Genomic DNA, 14,516 nt, shown 5'->3' with positions numbered 1-14,516 from the left:
CGTGCATCGTTATTAATTGTCACAAAGTCTGAATAGGCGGCTCATAGAATCCAGACATACTTGCCGCCTTAACCGACCGAGAAGCCCTATGCCCCGGCGCTTATTCAAACGTTACATGCCAGACCCGATCAGCATCAGGGAACACAAATCCTTACGCTTTCTCGGCACGCTGTTGCATGACCCGAACCTCTGGCACCTCAACCGTCACTCGGTCGCACGGGCGATGGCGGTGGGTTTGTTTGCGGCGTTCCTGCCGATTCCGTTGCAGATGCTGGTGGCGGCCATCCTCGCCATCGTCGTTCGCGGCAATATGCCGATTGCGGTCAGTCTGGTCTGGCTGACTAATCCGATCACCATGCCTGCTGTGTTTTTTTGTACGTATCAGACTGGGGCGTGGTTGATGGATGTCCCGGCTCGTCATCTGCCGGATGAGTTGACCTGGGAGTGGATCAGCGGCGAGCTGTCTACGCTGTGGCAGCCGTTTTTGCTGGGGTCGGTTGTGGTGGGGCTGGTGTTGGGGGCGCTCGCTTATTGCCTGGTGATGATGTATTGGCGGTGGTGGGTGAGTCGGCAGTGGGCTCGGCGCAAGAAAAAGCGGATGTTGTGAATGCGGTAGCTTGGCGGGATTTGATCGGGGTACATATCCATTTCTGCGGTGACGGCTTCTGGCGGTTTCGCTTTTACAGCGAGTCACTTTGGAAAAGCCCCAAAGTAACCAAAAGGCTCTTGCCCCTTTCGTTCGGTGGCTCGCTAATGCTCGCCATGCCCTCGCTCCGGTCCTGCTCCGTGGGCCCGCCGCCATCGGCCATCCATGGCCGGGGGCGGCTAACCCGGCATCCATGCCGGGTTGCCCACTACGCAGAACCTCCACTCGGCCTCTCGAGGGGGCGTGCACCTCAAAAGCCAGATCAAAAGCCAAGGCGAGCTAACGCTCGGCCTGATGAGTGGTGAAAATCAAAAGCGCACGCGATTCCCTGTAGGAGCGAGGCTTGCCCGCGAAAAACGTCCGGACAACGCGTTCATTCAGACAGCCCGCGTTATCGTTGGCGTCCATCGCTGGCAAGCCAGCTCCTACAATTTCAAACCGTGTGAACCCAATCCATTGTAGGAGCCGGCTTGCTGGCGATAGCGGTGGGTCAGTCACCTGTTATTGATTGGACGGACGCTATCGCCAGCAAGCCGGCTCCTACAGGAGAGCGGTGTACAGATTCGGAATGAGTGGTTGCAGCCGAGAAGGACAACGCGGACAGCTGAAGAGCCAGGTCGGCTTTCAGGCCGCCTCGGCTGCTGTGGCGGTAGTCGCCCCCTCGAGAGGCCGAGCGTAGGTTCTGCGCAGTGGGCAACCCGGCATGGATGCCGGGTTAGCCGCGCACGGCCATGGATGGCCGATCGCGGCGGGCCCACGGAGCAGGACCGGAGCGAGGGCATGCCGAGCCTAGGCGAGGCACCGAACGACAGGGGCAAGAGCGCTTGGTTACTTGGCGCTTCTCCAAGTGACTCGCCGTAAGGGCGAAACCAATAGCCGCCGCAACCGCAGAAATGGATATGTACGCTTAAGTACGCATCCCGCGCCCACTCACCAACAACCGCGCACACCCGATATACAACACCACCGTCGCCACCAGCATGAACGTAATCGCCACACTGATCCTGATGTCCGAAACACCCAAAATCCCGTACCGAAACGCATTGACCATATGCAAAACAGGGTTCGCCAACGACACCGTCTGCCAAAACGGCGGCAACAACGAGATCGAGTAAAACACCCCGCCCAGATAGGTCAGCGGCGTCAGCACAAACGTCGGGATAATCGAAATGTCATCAAAGTTGCGCGCAAACACCGCGTTGATGAACCCCAGCAACGAGAAGATCGTCGCCGTCAGCACCACCACCAGAATGGTCACGCCCAGGTGATGCACCTGCAACTGGGTAAAGAACAGCGACAGCAACGTCACAATGAGCCCGACCATCAACCCGCGCAGCACGCCGCCCAGGGTGTAGCCGATCAGAATCGTGTGCGGCGACACCGGCGACACCATCAATTCCTCGATGGAACGCTGGAACTTGCTGCCGAAGAAACTCGACACCACGTTGCCGTAGGAGTTGGTGATCACCGACATCATGATCAGCCCCGGCACGATGTATTCCATATAGGTGAAACCACCCATGTCACCGATTTGCCGGCCGATCAGATTGCCGAAGATCACGAAGTACAAAACCATGGTGATCGCCGGCGGCAGCAGCGTCTGCGGCCAGATCCGTGTGAAGCGTTTGACCTCACGGTAAACGATGGTATTGAGCGCGACGAGATTGGGCTGCAGCTCGGAACTCATACCGCCACCTTCGACAGATTTTTCTCCACCAGGGACACGAACAACTCCTCAAGGCGATTGGTTTTGTTACGCAGGCTCAACACTTCGATGTTCTGCTGCGCCAGTTGAGTGAACAGCGCGGTGATGCCCATGGACTTGTCGACCTGGACTTCAAGGGTATGGCCGTCGAGCAAACGGGTCGGGTAACCCAGCAACTGCGGCGCAACGCTCAGCATGTTTTTCGTGTCGAGCAGGAAGGTTTCCACATGCAGCTGGCCAAGCAGCTGTTTCATGCTGGTGTTCTCGACGATCGTGCCGTGGTCAATGATGCCGATGTTGCGGCACAACTGCTCAGCCTCTTCCAGATAGTGCGTGGTGAGGATGATGGTGATGCCTTTCTGGTTCAGCTCGGTGAGGAACGTCCACATCGAACGACGCAGCTCGATATCGACCCCCGCCGTCGGTTCGTCGAGGATCAGCAGACGCGGTTCGTGAACCAGCGCACGGGCGATCATCAAGCGACGCTTCATGCCGCCGGACAGCGAGCGCGACGGCACATCGCGTTTGTCCCACAAGCCGAGTTGGGTCAGGTATTGCTCGGCGCGTTCCTTGGCGATTTTCGGCGGGATGCCGTAATAACCGGCCTGGGTCACGACGATGTCGAAGGTTTTTTCGAACTGGTTGAAGTTGAATTCCTGCGGCACCACGCCGATGGAGCGCTTGAGCTGCGCAGGATTCTTGTCCAGGTCGTTGCCGAAGATATTCACTGTGCCGCTGGTTTTGTTCACCAGGGTCGAGAGAATGCCGATGGTCGTGGATTTGCCGGCGCCGTTGGGGCCGAGCAAGGCGAAAAAGTCACCTTCGGCGACGTCCAGATCGATACCACTCAGGGCCTGGAAACCGTTGCCGTAGGTTTTGGTTAGCTGCCGGATGGACAGAGCGGAACTCATATCGGATTTACGCACCAAGAAGGGAAGAAAGGGATCAATAAGGGCGGGCGGCGAGCAATGCAACCGCGGCGCATGAGCGCAATGGTGCTTGTCGCCGCCACACAAGTACAGTCAAGTGTGTCGATAGTGAGTATTAAGTCAACGCGGTCATGACAGCTTTCTTGTACGCCGCACGCTGCTTCAGTCGTGCGTACCAGGCTTCCAGATGTGGCTGCGAGGCACGCTCGATCGGCATCTCGAACCAGGCATAAATGAAGCTGCCGAGAGGAATGTCGCCCATGCCGATTTCATCGCCGGACAAGTACGGTTTGGCCGCCAGTGCCTGATCGGCCATTGCCAGCAAGCCATTGCACTCTTTGATTGCGGCGTTGATGGCGGACCAGTCCTGCTGGTCTGCCGGTGTGCGCAAGACGCCCCAGAACACCGTGCGGAACGGCCCGGCAAAACTTGAAGTGGTCCAGTCCATCCATTTGTCGGCAGTGGCGCGGGCTTTCAGGTCCGAGGGATACCAGGCGGTGTCGTTGGCGTGGCGAGCCATCAGGTAACGCACGATGGCGTTGGATTCCCACAGCACGAAGCCGTCGTCTTCAATCACCGGTACGCGACCGTTGGGGTTCATCGCACGATACTCGGGCGTATCGACCACACCAAAGGCGCCGCCCGCATCGATGGCTTCATAGGCCAGGCCCAGTTCTTCGGCGGCCCACAAAGGTTTTCTGACATTCGACGAATTTTTCCGACCCCAGATCTTCAGCATGACCGTCTCTTGATAGATGAATGCGCAGGCAGCATACGCCGGATCAGCCGCGACTCAAATCGCTCTGCATGTCCCCCAACAGCGACGGCAACTGTTCACTGAACAAGTGCGGATAGCACTTTTCCAGGTGTTCGAAAAAGAACGCCTCCGGCACATCGGTGAACTGACCGTGATCGATCAGGTACTCCATCAGTTGCTCGCCGTCACGATTGAACGGGTGGAAAACACTGTCGTTGATCCCGTCGAATTCCAGTGGCGCAACGTTGAACATTTCGCAGAGTTTCTGGTTGAACGCCGGAGTGGCTTTGACCCAGCGATCGTTCAGGTACAGCTCTGTATAACCATGCATGGCGAACACGTCACTCTTGAGCAATTCCAGTAAACGCGGGGTCGACAAGTGATTGCGCACATCTGCCAGGCCGATCCGCGAGGGGATCCCGCAATGCCGGGCCGCACCGGCGAGCAGCGTGGCCTTGGGCACGCAATAACTTTCGCCGGCCGCCAGCGCGTAACTGCCGCACAAGGTGTCTGGATCGCGGCTGAACGTGTATGGGTTGTAACGCACGGCCTCGCGCACCGCGTAATAGAGATTGATCGCCTGCTCGAGCGGGTCGCGGTTACTGCCGCGATGTTTTTCGGCGAACTCCACCACCGACGGGTGGTCACTATCAATGAAGCGGCCGGGACGCAGATACTCGTGCATGAGGACAATCTCCTGGGGAAGCCACGAGTCTAGCGACAGGTTCAGCACAGAGATAACGACGTTTCGGCCAAACATGGACGCTTTGCCGCCCGCCCGGCGAACGATTTGCCCCGCCGATACCAATCGGTCCTACAAAACTCATCGAAGGTTTCCCACGATTTCAATCACCTCGCTCTGACCACCCTGTTTTGCGGATGCCGTCTAAGCTCTGAAGGTTGGTTTTGCCCTGGTTTCACGGAGGATTAAATATGCTGTTGTTGTGGATACTGGTTCTGATCGTCGGAATTGCTTATCTGGCCCACCGCCGCATCGCCCCGCTGCCTGCCTTGTGCATCGTTGCCGTTTACGTGGTGGCGATGGGCGCCTTCAGCCGTGCGCCAGGCTGGCTGCTGCTTGTGCTCTGGGTGTTGATCGCCGCAGTCGCGGCGCCCCTGTTGCTGCCCGACCTGCGGCGTAAATTTTTCAGCGCGCCGCTGTTCAACTGGTTCCAGAAAACCCTGCCGCCGATGTCGGAAACCGAACGCGATGCCATCGACGCCGGCACGGTGTGGTGGGACGGCGAACTGTTCAGCGGCCGCCCGGACTGGGACAAACTGCTGTCCTATCCCAAAGCTCAACTGACCGAAGAGGAACAGGCCTTCATCGATGGCCCGACTGATGAGCTGTGCGCGATGGTCACCGACTGGCAGATCGGCCAGGACATGGACCTGCCGGCCGAAGCCTGGACCCACATCAAGGAAAACGGTTTCTTCGCCCTGATCATTCCCAAGGAATACGGCGGCAAGGGTTTTTCTGCCTACGCCCACTCCCAGGTGGCCATGAAACTGGCGACCCGCAGCGGCGACCTCGCGTCCACTGTGATGGTCCCCAACTCCCTCGGCCCGGCTGAATTGTTGCTGCATTACGGCACCGACGATCAACGCAACCATTACCTGCCCCGACTGGCACGCGGCGATGACATTCCGTGCTTCGCCTTGACCGGACCATTGGCCGGCTCCGACGCCGGCTCGATGCCCGACACCGGGGTCATCTGCAAAGGTGAATGGGAAGGCAAGGAAACCCTCGGCCTGCGCCTGAACTGGGAAAAGCGCTACATCACCCTCGGCCCCGTCGCCACCCTCCTCGGCCTAGCCTTCAAGGCGTATGACCCGGATCACTTGCTGGGCGATGAAGTAGACCTGGGCATTAGTCTGGCGCTGGTCCCGACCGACACCGCCGGTGTTGAGATCGGCCGTCGTCACTTGCCATTGGGCGCAGCCTTCATGAACGGCCCGAACTCCGGCAAGGACGTGTTCATTCCGCTGGACTTCCTCATTGGCGGCCAGGACATGCTCGGCAAAGGCTGGATGATGCTGATGAATTGCCTGTCGGTCGGGCGTTCCATTTCATTACCTGCGGTCGGCACCGGCGCGGCGAAGTTCACCAGCCTGGTGACCGGTCAATACGCGCAGATTCGTGAACAGTTCAACGTACCGTTGTCGGCGTTCGAGGGTATTCAGGAAGCCATGGCGCGCATCGGCGGCAACGCCTGGATGATGGACGCGGCACGGATGCTCACCGCCAACGCGGTGGACCTCGGCGAGAAACCGTCAGTGCTGTCGGCGATTCTCAAGTACCACCTTACCGAACGCGGCCGTGAGTGCATCAGCCACGCCATGGATGTGCATGGCGGCAAGGCGATCATCATGGGGCCGAACAATTACCTGGGGCGCAGCTGGAATGGCGCACCGATCTTCATCACCGTCGAAGGCGCGAACATCCTCTCGCGCAACTTGATGATCTTCGGCCAGGGGGCGATTCGCTGCCATCCATTCGTCCTGAAAGAAATGGCCCTCGCCGGGCGTGAAGACAAGGATCAAGCCCTCACCGAATTCGATGGCCTGCTGCTCAAGCACATCGGTTTTGCCGTGAGCAATGCTGCCAGCACACTGGTGCTGAACCTTGGTTTCGGTCACTTCGAACATGCACCGGGAGACAAGCTCAGCCAGGGGTACTTCCGTGCGCTCAACCGTCAGGCGGCTGCGTTCGCCCTGCTCGCGGACTTGAGCATGATGTTGCTGGGCGGTGAACTGAAACGTCGCGAACGTCTGTCGGCACGCCTTGGAGATGTGCTCAGCAACCTGTACCTGGCCTCCGCCGCGCTCAAGCGTTACCACGATCTCGACTCACCGGAACACATGGCGCCGCTGTTTACCTGGGCCATGGAAGAAAGCCTTGGTCAGTCGGAACGCGCACTGGATGAACTGCTGACCAACTTCCCGAACAAGGTTCTGGGCTGCCTGTTGCGGGTGATTGTGTTCCCGCTCGGTCGCCGTCACAAAGGGCCGTCGGACAAACTCGGTGCAGAAGTGGCCGCGGTGATAGGCCGGGCCAAGGGCGATCCAACCCTGGAAGAGTTGCTCGGTGGCTGCTTCCGTCCGCAGTCGGCCGATGACGCCGTTGGTGCCCTGCAACACGCGTGTGACCTGTTGAACGCGGTGCAGCCCGTGCAAAAGAAACTCCACATGGCGCTCAAAAGCGGTCAGGTCAAACCGGTTGCCGGGGAAAACGTTATTGAAGCCGCGCTGGAGGCTGGCGTGTTGCAGCCGGTGGAAGCGCACAACCTGCGCAATGCCGAAGTGGCGCGGCGCAAGGTGATCGATGTCGACGATTTCGACAAAGAAGAGCTGAAGCTGGCTAAAGGAAAGGTCCGCTGATCCTGCTTGCGATGTAAAAAAGGGCGCAGGAGCTTTATACTCCCGCGCCCGTTTTGCTCTTGAGGACTTATCTCGTGTCCAACATCGTTGCCGATCATCTCGTTTTGCTCGACCACCTGCGCAGTATCCTGGTCGCCGTGGGTGAGGCCGATCAGGTTCCCGAAGAAAGCCATGCCTTGTTCCTGGAGCGCTTCGACGAACTGCGTGCGTTGCTGCCGGTCGACCCGATCGAAAGCCAATACCTGGGCCAGGACATCCTGTGCCAGGTGATCACCCGTTACCCGCAAATTGCTCACCTGGTCCCGCGTGACCTGTTGTGGTATTTCGCCGGTGACTGCCTGCACTACATGCCCGATGATGAAATCGACTTGTATCAGGCGCTGGAAGAACGTCGCTTCGAAGCTGAACAGAACGACGAACCGTTCGACTGGAGTCAGGAAAAGCAGTTGCTGGCGATGTCGAACGACGACAGCAAGCACTGATCCCCGGTCAGAAATGCAAAAAGGCCCGCATGGTTGAACATGCGGGCCTTTTTTTGTGGCATTGCGCAGAGATGTGGTGTCTGGGCGGACGCCTTCGCGGGCAAGCCTCGCTCCTACAGGTCCTGCGCGGCCCCTGTAGGAGCGAGGCTTGCCCGCGAAGAGGCCCCTCAAAGCAACCCATCACTCTCGGGTAACTCATACTCCGCCGCGACCTTGCCTGCCACACCGGGTTTACCCGGCTTGCTCAACGTCGGTTCCTTCCCAAGACATTCCACCAGATAGTCGATCAACACCCGCAGCTTGGGTGGCATATATCGGGTCGGCGAATGCAGCAACCACGCCCCGCCGTGGTACGACGCCAGAAACGTCCAGTCCGGCAACACCTGCACAATCAAGCCCTGCTCCAGCGCATAACGCGCGGTGAAGTACGGCAGGCTGCCAATCCCGATGTGCTGCAACACCGCGCCCAGTCGCACACCGGTGTGATTGGCGGCATAGCGCCCACGCACACCGACGGTGACGGCCTTGGTGCCTTTCTTGAATTTCCAGCGTGCATCACTCGGAGTCTCACCCAAGTAGATGCAACTGTGGTTGAGCAAGTCATGGGGATGGGTCGGCGTGCCGTGCTCGGCCAGGTACTGCGGGGTGGCGCAGAGCAAATGGTCGATGGTCAGCAATTGCCGCCCTACCAGCCCGGCGGGCGGCCGATCAGTGATACGAATCGCCAGATCGACGTTGTCGTCGATCAAATCCACCTGACGGTCTTCGAGTAACAGCTCCACATCCACTTTGGGATAACGCCGCAGAAATTCCGGCATATGCGGGTGAATCACGAATCGTCCTACGGCTTTGGGCACGCTGACTCGCACCAGCCCTTCCGCTTCATGGGTGAACTGACCACTGATTTCCATCACCGATTTGGCCGCGCTGACCATCTCCTGGCAACGCTTGAACACCTCCTCGCCTCCGTCGCTCAGCCGCAGTTTGCGTGTGGTGCGTTGCAACAGGCGCGTGGCGAGTGCCTTCTCCAGACGCGAAATGCTGCGACTGACCGCCGACGGTGAAGAGCCCAGTTGGCGCGCGGCTTCGGAGAAACTGCCGGTCTCGACAACCTTGACGAATATCGCCATTTCACCGAGCAACGGCAGAGGAAGATTTATGCTCACAGCGCAACAGTCCTTTGAGGTTTGAACGGATTATCACGCAATTCCACGCTTCATATAATAAAAAACAGAATCTTTAATGAGGGCATGGAATATGACGCTTCGCCTCTTTTTCCATAGTGATGACCTCAAGGCTAACGTGGAAGTCCTCGATTGCACGCCGCACGAGAACGAATTCGCCGTGGTGCTGCGCGCCACACTGTTCCACCCTCAGGGCGGCGGGCAACCCTTTGACACCGGCTGGATCGGCGAAAGCCAGGTACTGCGCGTGGTCCAGGACCCGGACCGGATCATCCATTTCGTCGACCGCCCCGTCCCTCTCGGCATGACCCAGATTCGCATCGATGAGCAACGTCGCCAGTTCAACGCACGGATGCATTCCGCCGGCCATCTGATCGGCCATTTCGTCCAGGCCATGGGCTGGATGCCGATCAAGGCGCATCACTGGCCGGGCGAGGGACGCGTGCAGTTCCAACCGGTGGATTGCGCGCAGGAAGTTGACGCCCGGACCATCGAGTCCGGCATTGAACAATGGATCGCCCACGACCTGCCGCGCCTGACATCGTTGCGCGAAGGTGCCCGGGAAATCGGTTTCGGTGAACTGCCCGCCTATGGCTGCGGCGGCACCCATGTACGTAGCCTGAAGGAATTGGGCACGGTCACGATCGCTTCCGTTTCGCAGAAGAAAGGAACGCTGTCAGTCCACTACAGCGTGGACTGAGCATTTGGGTGATGCCGATTCCGGCATCGCCTGGCGCCGGGGGGCCTGCATTCGCGGGTTCCGTTGACTATCCGATAGATGGACCTGAACCATGATGCTTGACGTCGAGCGTCTCGATGAGACGTGCATAAAAAAACTGGCCAACGAAGAAGTCCTCGCCATCCGGGTCAAAAGCTTCCTGGCCCCGCCGCTGGCGATTCAGATCGGCGACAAGATTCTCGAGCCCGGTTTCGAAGGCTATATCAACGCACCGAGCATCGGTCGTATCGGCATGGCGTTTTATGAGGCTGAAAACCAGCCACTGCTGATCGAAGACTATTTCGAACGCGCCACGCGCAACATCGCGGAGTTACGCAACCGTTGCGCGCCCTACTCGTCCCCGGTCGACACCCTGCGCTGCATGCTCGACGAGTCCTGGCCGGCGGGTGCTCATCTGGAAAACCTCTACGGCCGCAAGATGTATGTCGGCTTGTCCCGAGTGGTGAAACCCGGCGTGTGCTTTCTGGCCCACCACGACATCTTCGCCAAGGACGCTCCCGACAGTTACCAGGCCAAAAGCCTCGATGCGCAGTTCGCCTGCAATGTTTACCTGAACATGCCCACCCAAGGCGGCGCACTGCAGATGTGGGACCACGACATTTCTCCCGACCAGTTCGACGAAATGCGTGGCGACAGTTACGGCATCGATCCGGCGCTGCTCGGCGCTCCAGTCCTGGAGGTCCTTCCGGAACCCGGTGATTTCATCATGTTCAATTCGCGCTGCATGCACTCGGTGACACCGGGCGTGGCCGATCCGCGCCTGAGCCTTTCTTTCTTTGTCGGCTATCGCGGCAATGCTTCACCCCTTACTTTCTGGAGTTGAGATGCAGTTTTCGAATTACCTGGGCGAGTTCCTGGCGCTGGCGACAATTCACTTTCTGGCCGTGGTCGCCCCCGGACCGGACTTTGCGGTCACCATCCGCCAGAGCGTGCGTTTCGGTCGGTGGGTAGGCATCTGCACGGCGCTGGGCATCGGCGCGGGCATTTCCGTGCACGTGCTTTACACCCTGCTTGGCGTCGGCGCGCTGATGCACACCACGCCCTGGCTGCTGACCGTGGCGAAGGTGATCGGCGGTGCCTACATTTTGTACCTCGGTGTGAGCCTGTTGCGCAGCAAACCCAAATCCGCGCTGGAAGGTGATAAAGAAGCCGACGAGCCGCTCGTCGAACAAACGCTGCTGAAGGCGTTCACCACCGGGTTTCTGACCAACGCGACCAATCCCAAGGCCACACTGTTTTTCCTGGCGATCTTCACCACCCTCATCAGCGCCACGACGCCGCTGAACATTCAGGCGCTTTACGGCCTCTGGATGTGTTTCGTGAACGCACTGTGGTTTGTCATCGTTGCCCTGTTCTTCTCCAGCAGCCGGGTGCGCGTGCTGTTCATGCGCATGGGGCATTGGTTCGAACGCACCATGGGGGTGATTCTGATCCTGTTCGCCGGGCGCCTGATTCTGTCGATGTAAAAACCCGCCCATGCAAAAGGCCCGCTCAGTCTGACTGGCGGGCCTTTTTTTCAGGCTTGGATACAAATTTCGCACAAACAAAAACGCCGCTCAATGAGCGGCGTTTTTGTGAATTTGGAGCGGGAAACGAGACTCGAACTCGCGACCCCGACCTTGGCAAGGTCGTGCTCTACCAACTGAGCTATTCCCGCAAATGGCGTCCCCTAGGGGACTCGAACCCCTGTTACCGCCGTGAAAGGGCGGTGTCCTAGGCCACTAGACGAAGGGGACACGCTGCCCGGAACACATGGTGTGTGTTTCGGTGCCCAGACCCTCATCCGAAGACTTGGTTCTGGTTTCACTCAGCCCTGCCCGAAAGCAACGCTGTTTAAAATTGGAGCGGGAAACGAGACTCGAACTCGCGACCCCGACCTTGGCAAGGTCGTGCTCTACCAACTGAGCTATTCCCGCATATTGGCGTCCCCTAGGGGACTCGAACCCCTGTTACCGCCGTGAAAGGGCGGTGTCCTAGGCCACTAGACGAAGGGGACACACGTACAACATTCACTCCCTACCGCGTTTCGCTGTGTGCTTTACGCTGTAAGTGGCGCGCATTCTATGGATGGATTGAGGGGTCGTCAACCCCCAGATATAAATTTATTTAAATCAATGACTTCGCCCTGCTTTGGGCGGCGAATACGGCTTTTTGCTCGCCCGGTGTTTGACGCCTATATTCTGACACCCGCCAAGACGTTATAGTCCACCCACGCAACAGATGATGGCAATGTGCACCACGCACGCTATTACTTATATAAGCAGGTTTGCGGTCGATACAGGCATAAGCCTGATTATTTTAACCCGTCGAGCGGCCCTATGCGCTCCCCTGCCAAGCCACTACACTCGCACGCGAATCCCATAAAGAGGTCTTACCGGTGACACCACTCATGATCACCCTGCTAGTCGTAGCCGGGATCGCACTATTGATCGCCATTGGGTACATGAACCATGTGGTGGAAAACAACAAACTGGAAAAGGCCCGTACCAAGGTTGAGCTCAACGACCGCCTGCGTCGCTGCGGTGAAATTACCGAAACGTTCCCTGGCCAGCTGATGACTCCGGCTCTCAAGCTGTTGTTGACTCGCCTGGAACTGAACGTCTGCCAGCGCCTGTTGAATCTGGAAAAATCCAGCGCCAACCTCAAAGTGCGGATCAGCGAACTGAACACCCTGGTCGCGCAGGGCGAATCGATCCCGGTCAACAACCCGCCGGCACCGATCCAGACCGAAGCCAAGGCCAAGGATGTACGCTTCCTGCTCGAGGCCCTGCACGGTCAGGTCACCCGCGCGGCACAGGACGGTTTCCTGCCGACCAACGAAGCCAAACGCTGGATCCGCGAAGTTCGCCACATCCTGGTTCTGTTGCACATCGAATTCTTCAACAACCTCGGCCAGCACTCCCTGCAACAAAACCAGCCTGGCCAGGCTCGCCTGGCGTTCGAACGTGGTGTGCAATACCTGCGCAAACAGCAAGAGCCTCAGGTCTACGCCGAACAACTCGAATACCTGGAAAAGCTCCTAGCCCGCGCGAATGCACAAGTCATGGACAAAACTGCGCCGGCTGAAGGCGAAGTGAACCAATTGACCGAAGGCCTCAAAGACGTCGAGGCGGATGCGGACTGGAAGAAGAGAGTGATTTACGACTGATCACGGAAAGATGAAGAGCCACCGACAAGGTGGCTTTTTTTTGCGTTGGGTTTTAGCGGCGGGTACATCCGGGGAAGATTGGGCGGCTGTCAGGCCGCCATCGTCGGAACGCCGCCCGCAGCAAGCCGGCTCCTACAAAGCGCGTGGTACATCCGCGAGAGTCAGGTCGGCTGTAAGGCCGCCATCGCCGGCAAGCCGGCTCCTACAAAGGGCGTGGTACATCCGCGAGAATCAGGTTGGTTGTAAGGCCGTCATCGCCAGCAAGCCGGCTCCTACAAAGGGCGTGGTACATCCTCGAGAATCAGGTTGGTTGTCAGGCCGCCATCGCCGGCAAGCCGGCTCCTACAGGGAATCGCGTTTGCTTTTGCTTCTCACCACTCATCAGGCCGAGCGTTAGCTCGCCTTGCGCTTTTGATTTTGATCTGCCCGCCCCTTCGGGAGGCTGAGTGGAGGTTCTGCGCAGTGGGTAACCCGGCATGGATGCCGGGTTAGCCGCGCACGGCCAGGGATGGCCGATCGCGGCGGGCCCACGGAGCAGGACCGGAGCGAGGGAACGCCGAGCCTTAGCGAGGGGCCGGACGCCGGGGCGAGACCTTTTGGTTCCTTTTGGGGCGTTTTCCAAAAGGGACTCGCCGTAAGGGCGAAACCGTGAGCGGCCGTTACACCAAGAATGGATATGTACACCAACAAGAGATAGGTCGGCTGTCAGGCCGCCATCGCCGGCAAGCCGGCTCCTACAAGAGCCAGACCGATCAGAGCCGGAAATGCCCGACCATCCCCTTCAACTCAACCCCCAACTGCGCCAACTCGATACTCGACGCCGCATTCCCCTGCATCGCCAACGAAGACTGATCCGCACTCGCACGAATACTGGTCACACTGCGGTTGATCTCCTCCGCCACGGAACTCTGCTCCTCCGCAGCCGCTGCGATCTGCTGGTTCATCTGCTGAATCAACGACACCGCCGCAGCAATACTGCCCAAGGCACTTTCGGTCTGAAGCGCATCACTGACCGCCAGTTTCACCAACTCGCCACTGCTCTGAATCTGATGCACCGACGACTGCGCCGCCGAACGCAAGGCGCTGACCAGACGCTCAATCTCCTCAGTCGATTGCTGGGTCCGCTTCGCCAGGGCCCGCACTTCATCGGCGACCACCGCAAAACCCCTGCCCTGCTCGCCAGCCCGTGCCGCCTCGATGGCCGCGTTCAGCGCCAACAGGTTGGTCTGCTCGGCCACACTTTTGATCACGCTGAGCACCGTGCCGATATTCTGGATCTCCGCACTCAGGCTCTCGATGCTGGAACTGGCCGAGGACGCCGAGTCGGCAAGTTGTTCGATCCGCGCCATGCTCTGGCGCACCACCACTTGGCCACTTTCGACCTTGTCGTCCGCCGTCTGCGCCGCCTGGGCAGCCTCTTCCGCGTTACGTGCAACATCGTGCACGGTGGCGGTCATCTGGTTCATTGCGGTTGCGACCTGCTCGGTTTCTTCCTTCTGACTGCTGACTTCAAGATTGGTCTGCTCGGTCACCGCCGACAGCGAT

13 protein-coding genes and 4 tRNA genes are annotated in these 14,516 nt (G+C 59.0%); 7 read left to right on the top strand and 10 right to left on the bottom strand.

The features are described 5' to 3' along the window. Positions 1-88: 88 nt before the first annotated feature. Positions 89-607, top strand: a complete 519-nt coding sequence (locus tag ACYZUC_RS28025) for a DUF2062 domain-containing protein (RefSeq protein ID WP_084323816.1) — start codon at positions 89-91, stop codon at positions 605-607. 946 nt (positions 608-1,553) lie between these two features. On the opposite strand, the gene ACYZUC_RS28020 is transcribed toward ACYZUC_RS28025, so the two are convergent. From ACYZUC_RS28020 to ACYZUC_RS28005, 4 genes are all read right to left on the bottom strand, one after another. Next, the gene (locus tag ACYZUC_RS28020; protein WP_008152390.1) at positions 1,554-2,333 is read right to left on the bottom strand and encodes an ABC transporter permease; all 780 of its coding nucleotides are present in this window, start codon (positions 2,331-2,333) and stop codon (positions 1,554-1,556) included. Next, positions 2,330-3,262, bottom strand: coding sequence for an ABC transporter ATP-binding protein (locus tag ACYZUC_RS28015; RefSeq protein WP_008032944.1), 933 nt, complete (start codon positions 3,260-3,262; stop codon positions 2,330-2,332). The genes ACYZUC_RS28020 and ACYZUC_RS28015 overlap by 4 nt, the downstream gene beginning before the upstream one ends. 133 nt (positions 3,263-3,395) lie before the next feature. Beyond that, on the bottom strand, positions 3,396-4,019 hold the full coding sequence (locus ACYZUC_RS28010) for a glutathione S-transferase family protein (protein WP_461991797.1): 624 nt from the start codon (positions 4,017-4,019) through the stop codon (positions 3,396-3,398). A gap of 43 nt (positions 4,020-4,062) precedes the next feature. After that, on the bottom strand, positions 4,063-4,722 hold the full coding sequence (locus ACYZUC_RS28005) for a transglutaminase-like domain-containing protein (RefSeq protein ID WP_461991795.1): 660 nt from the start codon (positions 4,720-4,722) through the stop codon (positions 4,063-4,065). Positions 4,723-4,970: 248 nt separating this feature from the next. On the opposite strand from ACYZUC_RS28005, the gene ACYZUC_RS28000 reads away from it, so the two are divergent. Together ACYZUC_RS28000 and ACYZUC_RS27995 are read left to right on the top strand one after the other, a co-directional pair. Then, entirely contained in the window at positions 4,971-7,418 is a 2,448-nt protein-coding gene (locus ACYZUC_RS28000; RefSeq protein ID WP_461991793.1) for an acyl-CoA dehydrogenase, read from the top strand. A gap of 74 nt (positions 7,419-7,492) precedes the next feature. Beyond that, positions 7,493-7,900 carry a PA2817 family protein gene (locus ACYZUC_RS27995; protein WP_461991791.1) on the top strand — a complete coding sequence of 136 codons (408 nt, stop codon included), beginning with the start codon at positions 7,493-7,495 and terminating at the stop codon, positions 7,898-7,900. Positions 7,901-8,067: 167 nt separating this feature from the next. On the opposite strand, the gene ACYZUC_RS27990 is transcribed toward ACYZUC_RS27995, so the two are convergent. Beyond that, positions 8,068-9,066 carry a LysR family transcriptional regulator gene (locus tag ACYZUC_RS27990; protein WP_008036719.1) on the bottom strand — a complete coding sequence of 333 codons (999 nt, stop codon included), beginning with the start codon at positions 9,064-9,066 and terminating at the stop codon, positions 8,068-8,070. Between the two features lie 91 nt (positions 9,067-9,157). Here ACYZUC_RS27990 and ACYZUC_RS27985 point away from each other — a divergent pair, with 91 nt between their 5' ends. The 3 genes from ACYZUC_RS27985 to ACYZUC_RS27975 all read left to right on the top strand — a co-directional run bounded on the left by ACYZUC_RS27985 (position 9,158) and on the right by ACYZUC_RS27975 (position 11,289). Continuing rightward, positions 9,158-9,784, top strand: a complete 627-nt coding sequence (locus ACYZUC_RS27985) for an alanyl-tRNA editing protein (RefSeq protein ID WP_461991789.1) — start codon at positions 9,158-9,160, stop codon at positions 9,782-9,784. A gap of 91 nt (positions 9,785-9,875) precedes the next feature. Continuing rightward, the gene (locus tag ACYZUC_RS27980) at positions 9,876-10,646 is read left to right on the top strand and encodes a 2OG-Fe(II) oxygenase (RefSeq protein ID WP_461991787.1); all 771 of its coding nucleotides are present in this window, start codon (positions 9,876-9,878) and stop codon (positions 10,644-10,646) included. A gap of 1 nt (position 10,647) precedes the next feature. Further along, the gene (locus ACYZUC_RS27975; RefSeq protein ID WP_461991785.1) at positions 10,648-11,289 is read left to right on the top strand and encodes a LysE family translocator; all 642 of its coding nucleotides are present in this window, start codon (positions 10,648-10,650) and stop codon (positions 11,287-11,289) included. Positions 11,290-11,404: 115 nt separating this feature from the next. On the opposite strand, the gene ACYZUC_RS27970 is transcribed toward ACYZUC_RS27975, so the two are convergent. From ACYZUC_RS27970 to ACYZUC_RS27955, 4 genes are all read right to left on the bottom strand, one after another. Further along, a tRNA-Gly gene (locus ACYZUC_RS27970) sits at positions 11,405-11,480 on the bottom strand. 3 nt (positions 11,481-11,483) lie between these two features. Next, positions 11,484-11,559 (bottom strand) — tRNA-Glu (locus tag ACYZUC_RS27965). 104 nt (positions 11,560-11,663) lie between these two features. Next, a tRNA-Gly gene (locus ACYZUC_RS27960) sits at positions 11,664-11,739 on the bottom strand. 4 nt (positions 11,740-11,743) lie between these two features. Continuing rightward, positions 11,744-11,819: transfer RNA gene (locus ACYZUC_RS27955), tRNA-Glu, on the bottom strand. A gap of 393 nt (positions 11,820-12,212) precedes the next feature. Between ACYZUC_RS27955 and ACYZUC_RS27950 the strand changes: the two genes are divergently transcribed. Beyond that, complete coding sequence (locus ACYZUC_RS27950) at positions 12,213-12,971, top strand: hypothetical protein (protein WP_461991783.1); 759 nt, start codon at positions 12,213-12,215, stop codon at positions 12,969-12,971. 752 nt (positions 12,972-13,723) lie between these two features. Here the strand turns inward: ACYZUC_RS27950 and ACYZUC_RS27945 are convergent. Further along, positions 13,724-14,428, bottom strand: a complete 705-nt coding sequence (locus ACYZUC_RS27945) for a methyl-accepting chemotaxis protein (protein WP_404943265.1) — start codon at positions 14,426-14,428, stop codon at positions 13,724-13,726. Positions 14,429-14,516 lie beyond the last annotated feature (88 nt).

This window comes from Pseudomonas sp. GT1P32 (genome assembly GCF_054897805.1).
This window is presented reverse-complemented; position numbering and strand designations above follow the sequence as displayed.

Bases quoted from the DNA above. Each gene is read 5' to 3' on its own strand.
- ACYZUC_RS28025 (WP_084323816.1), top strand. From the start codon at position 89: ATGCCCCGGCGCTTATTCAAACGTTACATGCCAGACCCGATCAGCATC.
- ACYZUC_RS28020 (WP_008152390.1), bottom strand. From the start codon at position 2,333: ATGAGTTCCGAGCTGCAGCCCAATCTCGTCGCGCTCAATACCATCGTT.
- ACYZUC_RS28015 (WP_008032944.1), bottom strand. From the start codon at position 3,262: ATGAGTTCCGCTCTGTCCATCCGGCAGCTAACCAAAACCTACGGCAAC.
- ACYZUC_RS28010 (WP_461991797.1), bottom strand. From the start codon at position 4,019: ATGCTGAAGATCTGGGGTCGGAAAAATTCGTCGAATGTCAGAAAACCT.
- ACYZUC_RS28005 (WP_461991795.1), bottom strand. From the start codon at position 4,722: ATGCACGAGTATCTGCGTCCCGGCCGCTTCATTGATAGTGACCACCCG.
- ACYZUC_RS28000 (WP_461991793.1), top strand. From the start codon at position 4,971: ATGCTGTTGTTGTGGATACTGGTTCTGATCGTCGGAATTGCTTATCTG.
- ACYZUC_RS27985 (WP_461991789.1), top strand. From the start codon at position 9,158: ATGACGCTTCGCCTCTTTTTCCATAGTGATGACCTCAAGGCTAACGTG.
- ACYZUC_RS27980 (WP_461991787.1), top strand. From the start codon at position 9,876: ATGATGCTTGACGTCGAGCGTCTCGATGAGACGTGCATAAAAAAACTG.
- ACYZUC_RS27975 (WP_461991785.1), top strand. From the start codon at position 10,648: ATGCAGTTTTCGAATTACCTGGGCGAGTTCCTGGCGCTGGCGACAATT.
- ACYZUC_RS27950 (WP_461991783.1), top strand. From the start codon at position 12,213: ATGATCACCCTGCTAGTCGTAGCCGGGATCGCACTATTGATCGCCATT.
- ACYZUC_RS27945 (WP_404943265.1), bottom strand. From the start codon at position 14,428: ATGACCGCCACCGTGCACGATGTTGCACGTAACGCGGAAGAGGCTGCC.